Consider the following 18197-nt stretch of genomic DNA (forward strand, 5'->3'; position numbering starts at 1 on the left):
ACGAAATCCGATTCGTCAGCGCTGCAGACGTCGCCAGCAACTCCGTCGACACGCGATACACCCCAAGTCCCGCCCTCGCCACGCTCGCCTTCACCGTCACCTGACCGACGCCGTGGGGTCGAGGCCAACCCGCCTAGCCAGACAAACTGACATAATCTCAATTATCGGAGAGCTTTCCAACAGAGGTAGAAGTCTCCGTCCTGCCGTTCGCTCAAGCTGGAACGGGTGTTGCACCACCCTTGAATGCGCCGCGGTAGCGGGCGGCGGGGTGTCGTGAGTTCACCCGCGCCGACGCCGTCAGCCGCTCGCGCAGTCCGCCTGGTTCGTAATGCGACCGTGCGAGCCCACGCGAGCGCAGCACGGGCATCACCTGATCCACGAACTCGACGTAGCTGTCCGGCAGTGTCCAGTGCGCCAGGTTGATCCCGTCCACGCCTGCGTCGCGCAGCTCCGATAGTCGGTCCGCAATCTGCTCGGGTGTGCCCACTACCCGCTGGTGACGGCGCACCGCGAGTTGAGCGAGGTCAGCGACGGTCGCGTCGCGATCGGGCAGCAGCCGGATCATCGACTCGAGTGTGCTGCGGTTGCCGTTGGTGGTGATGTCGCGCAATCGCGCGTCTGGTGGGAAGGGAGTGCCGTCGGCCTGGTCGACGCTGAGCCCGGCGTGCAGCAGGTGAGCGTCGACGCTCGTCAGGGCGTCCAGCTCGACTTCGCGCTCGCGGGCCTCGCGCTCGGTGCTGCCGACCACGACCGAGAGCGGTGAGAAGAACAGGACGTCGTTGCCGCGGCGCCCGGCCGCCTCCGTGAGCGCGCGGGTCGAGGCGATCAGCTCGCGGGTCTGCTCGATCGTCGAGCCGCCGACGAACTGCGCCTCCGCGTGCCGGGCCGCGAACGCACGCCCGGCGGGGGAGGAGCCGGCCTGGAAGAGGAACGGCGTGCGCTGCGGCGACGGCGCCGACAGGTGCGGCCCCTCGACCCGGTAGCTCTCGCCGACGTGGTCGATCCGGTGCACCGACTCGGGCCGGGAGTAGGCGCCGGACCGGTCGCGCACCGAGGCGTCGTCGTCCCACGACCCCTCCCACAGCTTGTAGACGACGTCGAGGTACTCCTCGGCCTGCGCGTAGCGGGCGTCGTGCTCGGTCAGGCGGTCGAGGCCGAAGTTGCGGGCCGCGTTCTCCTGGTAGCTGGTGACGATGTTCCAGGCGACCCGGCCCTTCGAGAGGTGGTCGAGGGTCGACATCCGCCGGGCGAACTCGAACGGGTGCGCCTGCAGGATCGAGCTCGTCATCGCGAGGCCCAGGTGCTCGGTCGAGCCGATCAGCGCGGCCAGCAGGATCGACGGGTCGTTGTTGGGCAGCTGCAGGCCCTCGCGCGCGTTCACCTCGAGCGAGGCGCCGACCGCCCCGTAGGTGCCCACGACGTCCGCGAAGAAGATCGCGTCGAACACCCCGCGCTCGAGCGTCCGCGCCACCTCGACCCAGTGCCCCAGGTCCTCGAACGCGCCGGGCCGCGACCCGGGCCGCCGCCACTGGCCGTGATGGATGTGCGAGGGCGTGTTCATCACGAACGCGTTGAAGAGCAGGGGACAGGGATCGCGGGTCATGCGGACTGCTCCTCGGCGGTGACGGTGCTGCGGAAGTCGGTCTCGGGCTCGGTGCCGTTGAGGAGGTAGGCGCCGATGGCGGCCTGGCGGAAGACCGCCGGGTTGTGCGAGGCGATCGTGCGGGCGTTGCGCCAGTGCCGGTCGAGCCCCGACTCGGTGAGCACCGCGGAGGCGCCGCCCACCTCGAACAGGCGCGAGGTCACCGCGACGATGTCGGCCACCGCGATCTGCTGCGCCTCGAACTGGCGGATCTGCACCCGCACGTAGTCCCGGGTGCGCTCGGCCTCGTCGGCGTGCTCGCGCTCGCGGACGGCGGCGTAGTCGCGAGCCACGTCGTGCACGAGGGCCTCGACCGCGGCGACCCGGCTCGCCAGCTCGCCGACGACCGACTGCACCCGCGGGTCCTCGCGGGGCAGGCTCTCGCCCGCGACGCCGAACGAGCGCGAGCGCCCGCGGACGAAGCGGAGGGTGTCCTCGAGCGCGGCGCGACCGATGCCCGCCATCGTCGCCTGGAGCAGCAGGTGCAGCAGCAGCCGGAAGTCGAGGGTGTACCAGTCGGGCTCCTGCAGCACGCGGTAGACGTTCTCGTCGTCCAGCGGCACGTCGGCGAAGACGGTGGTGCCGCTCGCGGTGAGGCGCTGGCCGAAGCCGGTCCAGTCGTCGAGCACCTCGACGCCGGGCGCGGCGGTCGGCACGACGGCACCGTAGCGCTCACCGGAGGGGTCGAGGGCGCCGGTCCAGGTGTAGTCGGCGTAGAGGGTGCCGGTCGTGTAGAACTTGCGGCCGGTCAGTCGCCACCCGCCGCCGTCGACCGGGACGAGCCGCGCCTCCGTCGTCGTCGCGGAGCCCTTCTCGGCCTGCGAGTTGGCGAACAGCGCGCCGGCGGCCGCGCGCCGCAGCCAGGTCTCGTCGCGCGCGGTGCCGCCGACGAGGAAGCGCTCGACGAGGCCGAAGTGGCCGCGCAGCGCCTGCGGGAGGTTCGGGTCGGCCGCGCCGAGCTCGACCAGGAGGGTGAACAGCTCGGGCAGGGTCGCGCCGCCGCCGCCCCACTCGACCGGCACGCGCAGCGCGGTGAAGCCGGAGTCGACGAGCGCGGCGATCTCGGGGTGGAGCAGGCGGCGCTCCCGCTCGCGGACGAGCGACTCCGCGCCGACGTCGGCGATGACGGCGCGGAACCGGGCGAGGTCGGCCGTGCTGAGGCTCATCGGGCGGCCTCCGTCGTGCCGTCGCCGGTGAACGCGCCGCGGAACGCGCGCGCGGGGTGCTCGTCGGGCAGCTGGTCGCGCCCGAACAGCTTCTGCCGGAGCGTCCCCGGGGTGTACTCGCGCTGGGCGAGCCCGCGCTCCTGCAGCACCGGCGTCACGTGGTCGACGAACTCCTCGAAGCTGCCGGGCAGGATCCAGTTCATGACGTTGATGCCGTCGATCCCCGCGTCCTGCCACTCGGCGAGGCGGTCGGCGATCTGCTCGGGCGTGCCGACGATCCGGCCGCGCAGCTTCGCCGCGAGGGTCGCCAGGTCACGCACCTTCGGGTCCGGGTCGGGTGAGAGCTCGCGCATCCACTGCAGGTGGCTGACGTTGGTGCCGGTCGAGAGCTCCGAGAGCGGGGTGTCCGGATCGAGCGGCTCGCCGGTCCTCGGGTCGAAGGCGAGGTTGCTGTGCAGCAGGAAGCCGTCGCTGGAGAGGTACTCGTCGAGCTCCGCGGCCTTGCGTTGCGCCGCCTCCTCGGTGTCGCCGGTGACGAAGGCGAGGCCGAGGAAGAAGGCGAGATCCTCGGCGGAGCGACCCGTCGAGGCGGCCTTGGCGCGGGTCTGCTCGATCAGCGTGCGGGTCTTGTCGATCCCGGGGGTGAGCACGAACTGGCCCTCGGCGTGCCGGGCGGCGAAGGCGCTGCCCGCGGGGGAGGAGCCGGCCTGGAAGATCACCGGCGTGCGCTGCGGCGACGGCGGGCTCTGGTGCGGGCCGGCCACGCGGTAGCGCTCACCGACGTGGTCGATCCGGTGGATCCCGCCCGCATCGGCGAAGACCGCGTCCTGCGGGTGGCCGAGCGCCTTGTCGCGCTTCAGCGCGTCGTCGTCCCAGGAGCCCTCCCAGAGCTTGTAGACGACCTCGAGGTACTCCTCGGCCCAGCGGTAGCGCTCGTCGTGCTCCTCGAGCCCGTCCGCGCCGAAGTTGCGCGCGGCGCTCTCCTGCGCGCTGGTGACCACGTTCCAGCCGACCCGGCCGCCGGAGAGGTGGTCGAGGGTCGAGACGCGGCGGGCGAACTCGAACGGGTGCGCCTGCAGCACCGAAGAGGTGAAGACCAGGCCGAGGTGCTCGGTGACCGCCGCGAGCGCGCCGAGCAGCACGGAGGGGTCGTTGCTCGGGAACTGCAGGCCCTCGCGGGCGTTGACGGTGTAGTCGCCGCGCGCCGGTCCGTAGAGGCCGAGGACGTCGGCGAAGAAGACCGCGTCGAAGCGGCCGCGCTCCAGCGTCCGGGCGAGGTCGGTCCAGAGCGCGAGCGAGGTGAACTCGTGCTGGCGCGCGTCCGGGTGCCGCCACAGGCCGTGCTGGATGTGCGACGCGGTGTTCATCACGAAGGCGGAGAAGCGCAGGGGCTTCGGGGCGGTGCTCATCGGGGCTCCTCGGCAGTGGGCGAAGTCGGCGCGGGGACCGCGGTCGTCGGGCTCGCGGGGTGGTCGCTCAGCAGCCGCCGCCCGGGCGCGGCGTCGAGCAGCTCGCGCACGTAGTCGGTCCGCGGCGCCTCGAACAGCTCGCGCGAGCCGCCCTGCTCGACGACCCGGCCGGCGCGCAGCACGACCACGTCGTGGGCGAGCCGGCGGACGGTGGAGAGATCGTGCGAGATGAACAGGTACGAGACGCCCTGCTCGCGCTGGATCCGCTCGATCAGCTGCAGCACCCGCTCCTGGGTGATGACGTCGAGGGCGCTGAGCGCCTCGTCGAGCACCACGAGGGAGCTGCGCGGAGCCAGCGCCCGCGCGATGGCGACCCGCTGGCGCTGGCCGCCGGAGAGCTGACCCGGCCGCTTGTCGATCGCGCCGTCCGGCAGCGAGACGGCGTCGAGCAGCTCCTCGACCCGGGCGCGGCGCTCGCGCGGCGGGACGGAGCCGGCGATCGGCTCGGCGACGATCCGCCCGACGGTCCAGCGCGGGTCGAGCGCCGAATCCGGATTCTGGTAGACGAGCTGCACGGTGCGCCAGAGCGCCAGCCGGTCGCGGCCGGAGACGGTCGTGACGTCCTGTCCGCCGAGGTGGACGGTGCCGGCGCTCGGGTCGAGCAGGCGGAGGATCATCCGCGCGGTCGTCGACTTGCCGGAGCCCGACTCGCCGACCAGCGCGAGTGTCCGGCCCTGCGCGAGCGAGAACGAGACGTCGTCGACGGCGGCGACCGGGTCGCCTCCGCGCCGGCCGGGGAAGGTCTTCGAGAGGCCGCGCACCTCGAGCACCGTGTCCGAGGAGGCGGCGGAGGCGACCGGCGTGGGAGCGGTCTGGGTCGCCCGGGCGTGCGCGATCAGCTCTGCGGTGTAGTCGACCGCGGGGGTGCGGACGATCCGCTCGACCGGAGCGTCCTCGACCAGGCGGCCGCGCTGCAGCACCAGGGCGCGGGAGGCGTGGTCGGTCGCGAGCGCGAGGTCGTGCGTGACGAAGAGCACGCTGGTGCCGTGCTCGGCGGCGAGGCGGTCGAGCACGCGCAGGATCTGCTTCTGCACCGTGACATCGAGCGCCGAGGTCGGCTCGTCGGCGACCAGCAGGGCGGGGTCGAGACCGAAGGCGATCGCGATCAGGATGCGCTGCTTCAGGCCGCCCGAGAGCTCGTGCGGGAACTGAGTCAGCCGGTCGGCGGCCCGCGATACCTCCGCGATCTCGAGCAGCTCGATCGAGCGGGCCCGGCGCTCGCTGCGCGAGAGGCGCTCACCGCGGATCGCGAAGATCTCGGCGACCTGCGCGCCGATGGTGAGCACCGGGGTGAGGCTCGAGCCGGGGTCCTGCGGGATGAGGCCGACGCGGCGGCCGCGGATCCGGCTCCAGCGCGACTCCGAGAGCCGCGTCGTGTCGGCGCCGTCGACGAGCAGCCGGCCGGCGGTGACGCGCGCGCCGGTCGGCAGCAGCCCGGTCGCTGCGTTCGCGATGGTCGACTTGCCCGAGCCGGACTCGCCGACCAGGGCGACGATCTCGCCGCGGCGGACCGAGAACGAGACGTCGTCGAGCGCGCGGACCGAGCGGCGACCGACGCCGTAGTCGAGGGAGACGCCCTCCAGCTGCAGGGCGGGGGCGTGGGTTGAGAAGAAGCAGGAGGCGTCACACACAGGTCGCCTTTCCGAGGTAGCGGCTGAGCACGCCGAGCGCGACGACGACGACGAGCACGAAGGTCCCGGGCAGCGCCGTCATCCACCACGCGTTGGCCAGGTAGTTGCGGCCCTCGGCGATGATCAGTCCCCACTCGGGCGTGGGCGGCGGGGTGCCGAAGCCGAGGAAGCCGAGCGCCGAGACGGCCAGCACCGCGGCGCCGAAGTCGACGACGGCAAGAGCGACGAGTGCCCCGCTGATCGCGGGCAGCACGTGGCCGGTCAGCTGGCATAGGTAGCCGGCGCCGGCCAGCAGGCTCGCCTCGAGGTAGTCGAGCGAGCGGACCCGGAGGACCTCGGCCCGGGTCACCCGCGCGAACAGCACGACCGAGCCGATGCCGACGCCGATGCCCAGTGACACCGGGCCCGCGCCGTAGGCCGAGACGACGAACAGCGCGATCATGAACGCCGGCAGCGCGATCAGGGCGTCGATCACGCGCATGCTCACCGACTCCGCCCACGAGCCGAGGGTGCTGGAGACGATGCCGACGAGCGTGCCGAGCACGAGCCCCACGACCACGGCGAGGCCGGCGGTGAGGGCGGTCTGGCTCGTCCCGTAGATCATCCGCGCCAGCACGTCGCGGCCGAGGTGGTCGGTGCCGAAGGGGTGGGCGAGGCTCGGCGCGAGGAACACCTGTGCGGAGTCGCCGGTCAGCGGGTCGGAGGAGGTGAACCAGCCGGGCGTGATCAGCCAGAGCACGACGACGACGATCAGCGCCGCCGAGAGGATCGTGGCCGCCCCGGGGACGGGCAGGCTGCGGAGGAGGCCGGCGCGGCGGTCGTCCGCCGTCCGGGTGAGCTCAAGCGCCAAGGCGCACCAGTCCCTTCTGTCCGCGGGTGCGCAGCACGCGGGGGTCGAGCACGGGCGCGATCAGGTCGAGCACGAGCGTGCTGACCACGACCACGAGCGTCGTCAGCAGCACGAGGCCCTGCACGAGCGGCACGTCCTGCGCGATCACCGCCTTCAGCAGCACCGAGCCGAGGCCCGGACGGGCGAAGACGGTCTCGGTGATGACCGAGCCGGCGAGGAGGATCCCGAGGGTCGTGCCGATCACAGCGGTGGTCGCGCCGAGCGAGGAGCGCAGCACGTGCCGGAGGAAGACCCGCAGCGGCCGGGCGCCCTTGGCCCGAGCGGTCTTCACGAAGGCGAGCTCGGACGCCTGCTCGACGCCGCTCAGCAGCACCTGCGCGATCGGCGCCGACACCGGGATCGCGAGCACCAGGGCCGGGATGAGCAGCGACAGCAGCGACCCGTCCGGGAAGAGCGAGAGGATCCGCAGCTGGAAGGAGAACACCTGCAGCACGATGATCCCGAGCCAGAAGACGGGGACCGAGCTGAACAGCGACGGCACGGCGACCACGAGCGACTTCAGCCGCGGCGCGTCGATCAGGAACGCCGCCGCGCTGACACCGACGGCGATGACGATGCTGAGCAGCAGTCCGGTCGAGGCCAGCGCCACGGTGCTGCCGACGACGTCGCCGATCCGGGTGAGCACCGGCTGGCCGGTGGAGAGCGAGAAGCCGAAGTCGCCGCGCAGCAGGTTCGCCAGCTGCAGCAGGTACTGCTCGTACCAGGGCTTGTCATAGCCATAGAGTGCGCTGACCTGCTGGATCAGCGCGGGGTCGGCTCCGGCGTCGCCGGCCAGGAAGATCGTGACGGGATCGGACGGCAGCAGCTGCACGACCGCGAAGACGATCGTGTACGTGAGCCAGAGAACGAGCACCGCCTGACCGGCCCGGCCGGCGAGATACCGGAGCACCGCGGCTACCTCTGCACCCAGGCTTCTTGGAGCAGCGGAGCGGTGCCGCCGTCGAAGCTCACGTGGACCCCGGCGCCGACGGCGTGCACCTGCACCTCGTCCCAGAGCGGCACGAGCAGGTTGGTGCCGAGCACGAGGCGCTCCTGGATGTCCGCGAGGACGTCGTCGCGGGCGGCGGGGTCGGTCGCGGCGCGCTCGGTGGCGAAGAGCCCGTTCAGCTCGTCGTCCGAGACGTAGGTGTTGGTGTTGCCGGCGGCGCTGAACAGCGGGCCGAGGCCGCCGAGGTAGAACTGGCGCGAGCCGATGGCCGGGTAGGCCGGGTCGCCGAGGGCGGTCGCGAGGATGGCGCTGTCGCCGGCGTTGTTGGTCAGCTCGACGCCGAGCTTGCGCCACTCCGACTCGATGAACTCGAAGGCCGGCTTGATCACGACGCTGCGCGGGCTGGCGGCGACCGACAGCTCGAGGCGCTGGCCGTCCTTCTCGCGGACGCCGTCGGAGCCGACGGTCCAGCCGGCGTCGTCGAGCAGCTTCTCGGCCTCGTCGGCGTCGTAGGCGAGGTCGTCGCTGAGGTCGACGAAGCCCGGGGCGGAGCGGTTGAGCACCGAGCCCGAGAGCGGGTAGCTGTCGCTGAGCACGGTCGACTTGAGCGCGTCGCGGTCGAAGCCGATCTGCAGCGCCCGGCGGACGGCCTGGTCGGAGACGACCGGGGCGTCGCCGCGGAAGGCGAGCCAGTTGGCCGTGAGCTCCGGAGCCTGCGCGACGGCGAGCTCGATCCCGGAGGCGGCCGCGGCGGCCTCGTCGGTCGGCTGGATGCCGCGCGAGACGTCCGCCTGGCCGGAGGAGACGGCGCCGACGCGCAGCCCGACCTCGGGGATCGCGCGGAAGGTGACCTCGTCGAGGTGCGCGGCGCCGGTGTTCGTCGAGATCGACGACGGCCAGGCGTAGTCCTCGCGCTTGTCGAAGACGATCTCCTGATCCGGCACCTGCGACTCGAAGACGAAGGGGCCGGAGGCGACGATCTTCGAGATGTCGGCCTGGCCGGCGTAGTCCAGCGCGAGCGTCGAGGTCGAGACCAGGCTCGCGGTGGAGGCGGCGGTCGCCTTGAGGAAGTCGGCGTTCGGCTCCGAGAGGCGCACCACGACGGTGTCGTCGCCGGTCACCTCCGAGCTCGCGTAGCCGATGAAGTCGCGGTTCTTCACGATCTTCTTCGCCTCGTCGCCGAGGCCGAGCTGGTCGAGGTTCGCCTTGACCGCCGCGGCGTCGAGCGGAGTGCCGTCCGAGAAGGTGACGCCCGGGCGGATCGTGAAGGTGAACTCGGTGTTGTCGGAGTTCACGCTCCACTCGGAGGCGATCCACGGCACCACCTCGCCGGTCTCCGGGTCGAAGGCGGTGAGCCGGTCGGCGATGGTGCGGAAGACGTTGGACTGCGTGTAGTTGAAGCCCTTCTGCACCTGGAAGTCGGTCTGCAGCTCGATGTCGGCGAAGACGAGCGAGCCGCCCTCGACGGGCGTGCCGGAAGCGGAGGAGGCGCCGGGCTCGTTCGCCGCCTGAGCGGTGCAACCCGCGAGCACGCCGGCCACGAGGACGGCGCCGATGGCCGCGGCGAGGCGCGAGCGGGACGGGGACGAGAACATGCGGACTCCTGAACGACGGGGGCGATACGGCCTCCGCCAACCTAGGAGTTCACACAGATAACCGCTTCCTGTGGCGTAACACGACGCCACGGAACACACACGAGCCGCGCCTCAAGACGAGGCTTCACTCCGGCGGTCGGACTTCTAACTGCGAGTTCGCCGAAGAGGTCGCTAATACGGAACCAAATACTGAACAAACCGCACCTATTACAAGCGCGGTGGGAAGCGCTGGGGGGAGCGCGCAAGCCCTGTACCGCCCTCGATGGGCTTGCGTACCGTCGCTAACGACCCGCACCACTTTTCGAGGCACCGGACCGGTGCAGAACAGGTGACAGCACATGACTCGCGAGCAGAACATCGCCGCCCAGCAGGCCTTCGGCGAGGCGGTCAACGCCGGCGACTTCGCCGCGTTCGACGCACTCGTCGCGCCCGACTCGGTCGATCACGACCCGGCGCCCGGCCAGGCACCCGGCCCGGAGGGATACGCCGCGTTCTTCGGCGACCTGCGGACCGCGTTCCCCGACATGGCGCTCGAAGTCGAGAAGCTCGTCGCGGACGACGACAGCGTCGCGTTCGCCTACACGCTGACCGGCACGCAGACCGGTGTGTTCCAGGGCCACGCGCCGACGGGCAAATCCGTGAAGATCCGCGGCGTGCAGATCAGCACCTTCGTCGACGGCAAACTCGCCGAGCGCTGGGGAAGCAGCGACGAGCTCGGCATCCTCACGCAGCTCGGCCTCGCACCCGGCGCCTAGCCGGCGGTACTCCGACGGGTTCCGAGGCTCGTGTGCACCCACACCTCGGAGCCCGTCGAGCGGAGTCTCTTCGAACATACTGACATAACGTCGATTATCGGATATTGCGCATAGTGGGAAAGGGCCGGTCGGGTCATCAGCAGCTGCACCTCGGGGTTAGTTCGACCCTGGTCACACCTGCTGGCGTGATTGAGTACCCTCGGCGGGGAACAGAGCCTGAAACGCTCCCGATCCCAAAGCCCAGATCGACTTCTGCGCTCCTCAGCGTGCTACTCAATGTCGGGACTTGCTACATCCCTGGTGAAGGCGTCGACGATGGAGGCCTCATCGGGCAGCGCTGCTTGGGCTTCCTCGGAGAGCTCGTAGCGGCTGACCGCGACCGGCTGGGTGGTGGAGGCCAGGGCGTAGCGGACGACGGCGTCGTTCTTGTCAGTGACGACGAGGATCCCGACTGTCGGTTCATGCTTGCCGAGGACGCGCAACTTGTCGTCAACCAGAGCGACATAGAAGCCGAGCTGTCCTGCATCTCGCGGATCGAACTTCGTGGTCTTCAGCTCGACGACGATGTAGCGGAGCTGGTCGACATGGAAGAACAGGAGGTCGACGAAGAAGTCGTCGCCGTCGACCTCGAAGTGCACCTGTCGGCCGACGAACGCGAACCCTGGCCCGAGCTCGCGGAGGGTGTCCGCGATACGGACGACCATGCGCTCCTCCAGCTCACGCTCCGTGGCGTCGCTGTCGATCGCGAGGAAGTCCAGCGCGTACGGATCACGAGTGATCTGCTGAGCGAGTGCAGAGTCGACCGGCGCGAGAGTGCCGGCATAGTTGCTCGGCGCTGCAGCTTCTCGCTCGTGCAGCCGAGTCTTGATCTGGTGCCCGAGGACCGGCCGGCTCCAACCATGAGCGACGTCCTTCGCTGCGTACCACTCGCGCAACTCCTGGTCGTCGAGCTTGTCGAGCAGCTCGGTGATGTGACCCCACGGCAATTGTCCAACGGGTCGTTGGACAATGGCGTCCTCGTCCGGCCATGCCGCCGCGAAGCGACGCATGTAGAACAGGTTCGCACGGGAGAACCCCTTCATTGAGGGGAACTCCGCCCGCAAATCCTCGGCGAGTCGCTCGAGGACGCTGCTCCCCCACGGCTCCCGCTGCTGACGCTCGAGAATCGTCGACCCGATCTGCCACCACAGTCGCAACAGCTCCGTGTTCACCTTCCGCTGTGCCTGGAAGCGAGCAGCGTGCACGTGCCGCTTCAACTCGTCCAGAGTCGCGCGGTACTCACTCGGAATCATCGCCGTCATGCCAGCCACGCTCTCACACCGCCACTGCGGCCGACGGTTCACTCATCGAGACGCCGTCGACTGGATCGCCGACAGTAACTAGCGCGCCTGCTCGCTGCGCTCCGGTGATCGCGCAGCTGAACGACCACGGCTGGTCTTCGGCACGTTCACACGTCCGGACTGTGCGACAGCTTCGCTCGCTGGCCGGCCCTGGGCGACGTCGGCGCGCATGCGCACGTCGATGACGTCCTGCGGGATCCCGTGGGCCTTCATCTCGTTCGCGGAGGCCGTGCGACGAGCGGCGCTGTCGTACGACAGCTGGCTCTCGGAGCGCAGCGCATCTGCCCGCCCCTCGGCGCCGACCGGAACGGCGTCAGCGGAACGATCACTCTGGGAGGGCAAGGGCTCGTTGCGGAAGTAGGCGGCCTCGTCGCGGTTCTCCGCAGCGTCGGAGCGCAGCTGTTCCGGGGTCAGCGTCGCTGTTCCGCCGGCATCCGCCTCGCGATCGAACCGGTCTGCCTCGCTCAGCAGGAAGTCGACGTTCTCGTCAACGTCGCCGCTGTCGAGAGCCAGTTGGTAGTTGTTATCGAACCTGCCGAGCCGAGCGGCTTCCGCGTCGGCCGCGAACTGATCGAGACGCCCGGCCTCGACGTCGGCCGCGATGGACTGGTTGAGGTCTCCACCGGCGGCGGCGAGCTCGGAGGCTGCGGTGTTGTCGGCGGCGGTCTGCGCACCGGCGCCGTCCCGGTAGAGCTGCGCCTGAGCGCGCGCGTCGTCCGCGAGCGCACGCAGCTGGTCGGGCGTCTGCTCGGAGGTTCCGCCCTCCTCGGCCTGCACCTCGTACTCGCGCGCGTGCAGCTCGAGCGCGGCCGCCTGATCGATGTTCTCTTGACCGTTCTCCGCTCCGCCCTGGTCGGTCGGCGTGGTCGGCCCGTCCCGCGTGGCGTCGGCGCGGCGCTGGTCGGCGTCCATCATCCCGGCGACGGCTGCGGCTTCGACGGTTGTCTCGACGCTCTCCGCCCGTCCTCCGTCGACGGCCGCGCGCTGGTCCTCGGTGAGGAGCTGCGGGAACTTCTCAGCGATCGCAGCGTCAACCGCCGCGTCATGGCCGGCCAGGGCCTTCACCTCGTTCAGCGGGTCCGCAGAGCCGGACTCGGGTACCCGATCGGTGGCCTCAGCGGCTGCGACGACGGCGAGGGCCTTCTCAGCGGAAAAGTCGGCCGGCTGGTCGCCGCGCAGCTTGTCCGCGATATCGGCGACGTCGACGCCGTAGCGGTCCTGGACTTCACGCGCGATGGTCTGTGTGGCACGTTCGGCCACAGGGTCGAGGTCCTTCCACTGCTGCGCCATGGAGAGGACGTCAGCGACCTGCTGCAACTCGGTGCGCTGCCACCAGTCGGGCCGGTCCACAACGGCGATCTGCGCACGCGCGACGTCGCGCTCGGCGGAGAACCGAGCGGCGAGAGCGCGCGCGTCGGCCTCGCTCTTGCGCAGCGCTTCACGCGCCAAGTCCTCCCGCAGGCGGGCGAACTTGTCGCCCAGCTGGAGCGCGACGGTCAGCGCGACCCTCGCCGACTGTCCGACCTCATCCTCAACGCTGTCCCCATCGCTCATAGCTCTGTCCCCTCTCGCTATCTCTCGAAACCGTCGCGCTCACGCGTGCCGGGAGTCTTCGTGGTCGGCACCTGTACCGCCGGCTCCGTCGCGGGAGTCAAGCGCGTGGGTACCGGCCCGCCGCGACCCGCGGCGAGGTCGGCGCGCTGCTTCGCGGCCTGCTGCTCCGGGGCGAGCGCGGCGACCTGGTTGGCGGTGATCTGAGCGGTGTAGCCGTCGCGGACGACGGTCAGGCGCTGCGTCATCATCCGCGCGAGCTCCTGCGACCGGTGCAGGTCCCCGACCGCCTTCGCGGCGCGGAAGATCGATGCGGTGGTCTGCGCGAGCCGCTTCAACAGAAGAGCCTCCGCGGCCGCGTTCTGGCCTCGCTTGGCCTGCACCAGGATCAGCGCGGCGGTCGTCGCCATCGACGGCATCGCGACAGGTCGCGGCCGCGACTCGCCCGCTCGCAGCTGCGCGGACCGGGCCAGCGTCCTCGACGCCTCGGCCAACGGTCCCGGCGTCGGTTCCAGGCGCCGCGACCACGCCGCGTACGCACCCGACGTCTCGCGGGCGACGTGCGCCCAGGTGGCCTTATCGGACGGGTCGACTGAGGCGATGTAGTCGTGCAGCCGGCGCATGTCCTCGGCGTACATGGCGAAGAACTTCGGAGACATCTCGCTCTCCTCGCGCCCCGGGCTCACCGGCCGGTACTGCCACGGATTCTTCGACGTCGCGCGCCATTCCTGCACCGCTTCGGTCGCGGACTCAGGACGGTCCGGCCATCCCTTCCGCAGCTCCGGGAGCGTCAGGTCGCGGGCGATCCTGCCACCTCCGTGCCAGACGACAGGCTGTCCCTTCTCCGGACGCAGCGCCACGGAGTAGCCGACCACGACGTCGTCACGTCCGACCGCGAACCGCGGACGGATCAGGATGCCCTCGCGGCGCATCCGACGCACGAACTCGCCCTCGTACTGCGACGCGGTAGCCGCAGCTCGAAGGCTCCGCTCCAACCGCTTCGCGTCGACCTCGGTAGCACCGCGGCGCGATGCGGACTCGCGCTCGGCCGGCTTCTCGCCGCGCTGCGCACCTGCGCGCTCGGACTCATGCAGCGGCTGCAACTCGAACTCCCGCTCGAGCTCCCGGGTGATCGTCTGCGCCTTCGAGAAATCGTGATGGACAGACGCCTTCGTGCCGTCCTCGCGCACCAACGACACGGCGATGTGCACGTGGTCGTTGCCGTTCTTCGACAGGCCATGACGCACCGCGACCCACCGGCAATCAGCCTTGCCAATGTCGGCGCCGGCGAACCCCATCCGCTCCACGAACCGCTCGGAGATCTCCGCCCACTTCTCATCCGAAAGCTGGCCCTCCTCCGCGCTGATCGAGAGCGAGCAGTGCCACACGTCAGCGTCGACACGCTCCTTCGACGTCACACCCGTCTCCGGATCCGTGACCTCCTTGACGCGGGTGACCGACGTTCCGAAGACGCGGCGCGGCTCGTCCAGATCGGCAGCGATCGCGAGGGCTGCTGCGCGGTCCAACTCGCCGTAGCCGTACTCCGCCATGACCGCGCCGTTACCAGCGACCAAGTGCGGCTCCTCGTGCTCGTTCGCCCGACCCTCACCCTGCAAGTAGGTCATCAGTCCGGACATGCGCCCACCCCGGGTCACGTTCGGGATCACGCGCCGGCCAGCCTCTTCATCGCCGCCCGATACTCCGACACAACCGCGCGGTACTCAGCGATCGCCGCTTCCGCCTCGTCGGGGAATCGGCTCTCCGTGTTCGCGAACCGGGCGAGCTGGTTGAGGTTGTTCGAGACGTACCCCATCGTGCTGCGAATGTTCATCAGATCCGCGGCAACCGACTTGAACTCCGCATCAGTGATGACCGCATCCTCGGCCGTCGCGGACTCGAACAGCAACCGCGGCACCGTCACCTCACGCACGATTGCCCGAGCCCGAAGCTGCGCATCCTCCTCGGGCGTGACCATGACGACGTACCGCTTCTCGCGGCGAGACTCGCCACCCGCGTTCGCACGTCGCTTGCGACCGAACAGACGGTGCCCACTCGACTCGGACACGAGCGTCACCATCCCTTCGGGGCCCAGCGCAGCGAACCCGCCAACTGGCGGGGACCATACGGCAAGTATGCCGAGGATCGCCGCGCAGCGGAAGGACGAGAAGCGGGTTACGGCACGTAAGTTTATAGCTTGCTCCAAAACAGCGACTCACCCAGAGCGCAGCGCAGGTGCAGCACTGGGTCCGAAGGGAACCCGACCGTCTCGGCCGGAGAAGCCGAAGCCGAGACGTCAAATCCGCGCCTTCCGGATGACGGTGGTGGCGGCTAGCCTTTCCGCATGAGCGACCACACGAGGAACCCTGACGACGCCGCCGACGCCGCCCGCCGACTGCTCGAACAGAGCGTCGAGAAGCGCGTCGAGGCGGTCCGCACGATCGTCTCCGCCGCCAACGACACCGACACCGCACGCGCCACCCTTAGCGACGCGCAGAACCGGCACAGCAAGGCATGGGCTGACGCCCTCGCCGCCGGATGGTCGGAGAAGGAACTCCGCGCAGCAGGAGTGCCGCGACCCGAGCAGACTCGCGCTCGCGTCACTCGCTCGCGACGCACGACGTCGGCGGAGGGAACCACCGCCGAATCGACCCAGAGTGACAGCTCCGCGTCAATCGAGAACGCTGCATGACCGACGACGAAGCTGCCGCGCTCCACGGCCAGGTCCGCGCCTGGGCGGAGGGGGCCAACCCACTCGCGGCCGCCGTCGAACTGCTGATCCGATCGGGCCTCGTGTACGCCGGCGCTCCATGGGTCAAGACCGACAACGCCTGGAAGACGAGCGCCGTCGACTTCGACCGCCTCGGCTACGAAATCGGAGCGCTCAGCGGAGGCGAACAGCGCGTCGCGCGGATCGCCTCGTCGCTCGGACAGGGCGTCCCTGTCGACCTCCGAGAGGACATCGCCGGCCTCGACCTCGAACACACGCGACTGGTCCTCGCAGCGATCGCGCACGCCGCCGGACTCGGAGAGCCCGGCACGACGATCCAAACCGTCGACGGAGTGCCGACGATCGTCCCCCGCGACGCCCTGGCGTCGTGGCCGAACGAGTAGAACGCTCGCGCACGAAGACCGCCCTCGTCGCGTAGGAACCCCCCGCTCAAGCAGTCATGCTCGCGGGGGCTTCTCCCGCCCGCGACCTGCGCGCCGGCTGCGGTCCGGCCGTCCATCCGACGCTTCACTCTTGCCTACGCCGGCCGACCGTCAAGAGCGCTGTGCGTCCCTCCGGGATGCCCCTTCGGGGCACTCCTGACGGCCACCCGACTCCGGCATCGCGCCGCTTATCGGATGGATGGCCCCAGTGCATGCTCAGCCCGAGAGCGCAGCTAGCCCGGCGCTCAAGCGCACGGAGATGTCCAGTTAGAGCGGGATGATCGTTCGCGTTCTTCCCGCTGGAGGACGCTCCGTGGGACGGAACGCCGCCCGTGCAGCCACGGTCCTTTCGTCTAGACCAGTCGCCCGCATGAGGACGCGATCGGGCGCGGAGCGACCGGAGGGCCATCGACGTGTCTCCGCCGGCGGATACAGCGGCAACGCCGCGTCACGAAGGGTCCAGATTCGCTCCGCCACGCGGTCTCGATGATCGCCGCTCGCCACGACGACACACAGCGACTTCAGCCAGTGCTGAGCGATGCCGCCCGAGAGGTCTGGGGCACGCCAGTACGACGAGGCGGCGGTCCCCGGAGCGCGAACCGTCGGGTCCTCGGCAGCGCTCACCAGCCATACAGCAGCCTCCGCCGCCTCGAGGCCGTCTTGTCGGAAACGTCTGGCTGCGGCGGGAGCGTAGGGCTCCCCATCCGGGACCAGTTGCGCGCGGAGGATCGACGCGATGATCGCCCAGCTCGCGACGGCCTCCGTGGTCGCCCGATCGAAGTAGACCGACTCACCGCGGATGATGTTCACGACCGTGGGCAGCGCCGCGTCTTCAAGACCGGCCATCCAGACGTTGTTGCACTCGTAGCAGAGCCACTTGCCCTGAGAGAAGATCATTCCGATGCCCGACTCCCACCTGTCGACGGTCGCCTCCGCGCGGCCATCGACATTCGTCAGCGTGTGGTGAGCAGCCCTCTCCTGACCGAACTCCGCGCGCAACGTGCGGCCGTAGATGTGCGAACGGGTCAGTCCCTCGGAGCCGCAGAGGATGCAGGTCGGCCGAACCTGCGGCGCGCCCCTCACGAGTCGAGCTCGACGGGCAACGGAAGAGTGACCGGAGCTGATCGAGCGTCCGCGAGGTCGGCGCGCTGCAAGGCGCGATACACCGTAGACCGACCCACGGAAAACTGCTCAGCCAACTCCGCGATCGAGTAGTTGCCCGACCGACACTCCGCGACCAAGTGCGCCTCGATCTTCGGGCTCAGCTTCGGCTTCTTGCCGCGCAGTCGCCCCTTCGCCTTCGCGACCTTCATTCCCTCGCGAGTGCGCGCCCTGATGAGGTCGCCCTCGAACTCCGCGATCATCGCAAGCACGTTGAACAGCAGTCGGCCGATCGGGTCGTGCGGATCGTGCAGCGACCCGCCGATGTTCAGACGCACACCCCGGCGCGTGAGTTCGTCCACAATGTCGCGCGCGTCACTGATCGACCGTGCTAGTCGGTCGAGCTTTGTCACGTACAACGTCGAACCCACGTCGCACGCGGCAAGAGCTTCGCGCAGCGCCGGCCGGTCGCGGTTGGAGCCCGTGAGGCCAGCGTCGACATAGATCCGCTCGAGCGGAACACCCCCGGCCGCCAGCGCGTCGCGCTGCGACTGGGCGTCCTGCTTGTCGGTTGAAACGCGCGCGTAACCCACCAGCTCAGCCATACTCCTAGTGTCCCAGTCAGCACCCCCTCATCGGACAATTCACCGGGCGGGTCTTACGGGACAATTCGCCGACTAGCGCCCCTCGAGTGACGACGGTGCTCGATCTCGCCTGCACGAGTGCTCCCACTCCTGTGCACAAGCGGAAGTCGGTCGACGCATCCTTCGGCCGCAACGTCTTCCGAGAGCGGGCGACGTCGCCGGAGGCGACGGCGGTGAAGCGCGTCCGGTGAGCCACCCCCATACGGGACGCCGCCCGCCGACGAGAGATCCGGCTCAACGGTCTCGACGACGCACTCTCGACACGCGTACAGGGATTCCAACTCCGGGCTTCGCTGGCATGTACCCGTAGTTGTC

The 18197-nt window shown here is 70.0% G+C and carries 17 protein-coding genes; 4 read left to right on the forward strand and 13 right to left on the reverse strand.

Annotated elements, in window-relative coordinates; translation table 11 throughout:
- Nucleotides 1–211: 211 nt before the first annotated feature.
- The 7 genes from C5C30_RS12460 to C5C30_RS12490 are packed head-to-tail and all read right to left on the reverse strand — an operon-like array spanning nt 212 to nt 9341.
- The gene (locus C5C30_RS12460; RefSeq protein ID WP_104288555.1) at nt 212–1603 is read right to left on the reverse strand and encodes an NtaA/DmoA family FMN-dependent monooxygenase; all 1392 of its coding nucleotides are present in this window, start codon (nt 1601–1603) and stop codon (nt 212–214) included.
- Complete coding sequence (locus tag C5C30_RS12465) at nt 1600–2808, reverse strand: acyl-CoA dehydrogenase family protein (protein WP_104288554.1); 1209 nt, start codon at nt 2806–2808, stop codon at nt 1600–1602. The genes C5C30_RS12460 and C5C30_RS12465 overlap by 4 nt, the downstream gene beginning before the upstream one ends.
- Complete coding sequence (locus C5C30_RS12470) at nt 2805–4217, reverse strand: LLM class flavin-dependent oxidoreductase (RefSeq protein WP_104333846.1); 1413 nt, start codon at nt 4215–4217, stop codon at nt 2805–2807. Before C5C30_RS12470 ends, C5C30_RS12465 begins: the two co-directional genes overlap by 4 nt.
- Nucleotides 4214–5908: an ABC transporter ATP-binding protein gene (locus tag C5C30_RS12475; protein WP_104333847.1), complete on the reverse strand. Its 1695-nt coding sequence runs from the start codon at nt 5906–5908 to the stop codon at nt 4214–4216. Before C5C30_RS12475 ends, C5C30_RS12470 begins: the two co-directional genes overlap by 4 nt.
- Complete coding sequence (locus C5C30_RS12480) at nt 5901–6758, reverse strand: ABC transporter permease (RefSeq protein ID WP_258065933.1); 858 nt, start codon at nt 6756–6758, stop codon at nt 5901–5903. Before C5C30_RS12480 ends, C5C30_RS12475 begins: the two co-directional genes overlap by 8 nt.
- The gene (locus C5C30_RS12485) at nt 6748–7707 is read right to left on the reverse strand and encodes an ABC transporter permease (protein WP_104288551.1); all 960 of its coding nucleotides are present in this window, start codon (nt 7705–7707) and stop codon (nt 6748–6750) included. The genes C5C30_RS12480 and C5C30_RS12485 overlap by 11 nt, the downstream gene beginning before the upstream one ends.
- A gap of 5 nt (nt 7708–7712) precedes the next feature.
- Nucleotides 7713–9341, reverse strand: coding sequence for an ABC transporter substrate-binding protein (locus tag C5C30_RS12490; RefSeq protein WP_104288550.1), 1629 nt, complete (start codon nt 9339–9341; stop codon nt 7713–7715).
- Nucleotides 9342–9679: 338 nt separating this feature from the next.
- On the opposite strand from C5C30_RS12490, the gene C5C30_RS12495 reads away from it, so the two are divergent.
- Complete coding sequence (locus C5C30_RS12495; RefSeq protein WP_104288549.1) at nt 9680–10096, forward strand: ester cyclase; 417 nt, start codon at nt 9680–9682, stop codon at nt 10094–10096.
- A gap of 269 nt (nt 10097–10365) precedes the next feature.
- Here C5C30_RS12495 and C5C30_RS12500 read toward each other — a convergent pair whose 3' ends face one another.
- From C5C30_RS12500 to mobC, 4 genes are all read right to left on the reverse strand, one after another.
- Nucleotides 10366–11397, reverse strand: coding sequence for a YhcG family protein (locus C5C30_RS12500; RefSeq protein WP_104248190.1), 1032 nt, complete (start codon nt 11395–11397; stop codon nt 10366–10368).
- A 78-nt stretch (nt 11398–11475) separates the two neighbouring features.
- Nucleotides 11476–12990: a hypothetical protein gene (locus tag C5C30_RS12505; protein ID WP_104333848.1), complete on the reverse strand. Its 1515-nt coding sequence runs from the start codon at nt 12988–12990 to the stop codon at nt 11476–11478.
- 17 nt (nt 12991–13007) lie between these two features.
- The gene (locus C5C30_RS12510) at nt 13008–14654 is read right to left on the reverse strand and encodes a relaxase/mobilization nuclease domain-containing protein (RefSeq protein ID WP_104248183.1); all 1647 of its coding nucleotides are present in this window, start codon (nt 14652–14654) and stop codon (nt 13008–13010) included.
- Nucleotides 14651–14962, reverse strand: a complete 312-nt coding sequence (mobC, locus tag C5C30_RS12515; protein ID WP_181131565.1) for a plasmid mobilization relaxosome protein MobC — start codon at nt 14960–14962, stop codon at nt 14651–14653. The genes C5C30_RS12510 and mobC overlap by 4 nt, the downstream gene beginning before the upstream one ends.
- A 366-nt stretch (nt 14963–15328) precedes the next feature.
- Between mobC and C5C30_RS12520 the strand changes: the two genes are divergently transcribed.
- Nucleotides 15329–15676: a hypothetical protein gene (locus tag C5C30_RS12520; protein ID WP_104248181.1), complete on the forward strand. Its 348-nt coding sequence runs from the start codon at nt 15329–15331 to the stop codon at nt 15674–15676.
- The gene (locus tag C5C30_RS12525; protein WP_104261730.1) at nt 15673–16098 is read left to right on the forward strand and encodes a hypothetical protein; all 426 of its coding nucleotides are present in this window, start codon (nt 15673–15675) and stop codon (nt 16096–16098) included. The genes C5C30_RS12520 and C5C30_RS12525 overlap by 4 nt, the downstream gene beginning before the upstream one ends.
- A 306-nt stretch (nt 16099–16404) precedes the next feature.
- Here C5C30_RS12525 and C5C30_RS12530 read toward each other — a convergent pair whose 3' ends face one another.
- Entirely contained in the window at nt 16405–17136 is a 732-nt protein-coding gene (locus C5C30_RS12530; RefSeq protein ID WP_146081537.1) for a hypothetical protein, read from the reverse strand.
- 80 nt (nt 17137–17216) lie between these two features.
- The gene (locus C5C30_RS12535; RefSeq protein WP_104248178.1) at nt 17217–17843 is read right to left on the reverse strand and encodes a recombinase family protein; all 627 of its coding nucleotides are present in this window, start codon (nt 17841–17843) and stop codon (nt 17217–17219) included.
- 86 nt (nt 17844–17929) lie between these two features.
- On the opposite strand from C5C30_RS12535, the gene C5C30_RS17730 reads away from it, so the two are divergent.
- The gene (locus C5C30_RS17730; protein WP_181131567.1) at nt 17930–18073 is read left to right on the forward strand and encodes a hypothetical protein; all 144 of its coding nucleotides are present in this window, start codon (nt 17930–17932) and stop codon (nt 18071–18073) included.
- Nucleotides 18074–18197: the final 124 nt, after the last annotated feature.

It is taken from the genome of Rathayibacter sp. AY2B5 (assembly GCF_002931645.1).
Lineage (GTDB): Bacteria > Actinomycetota > Actinomycetes > Actinomycetales > Microbacteriaceae > Rathayibacter.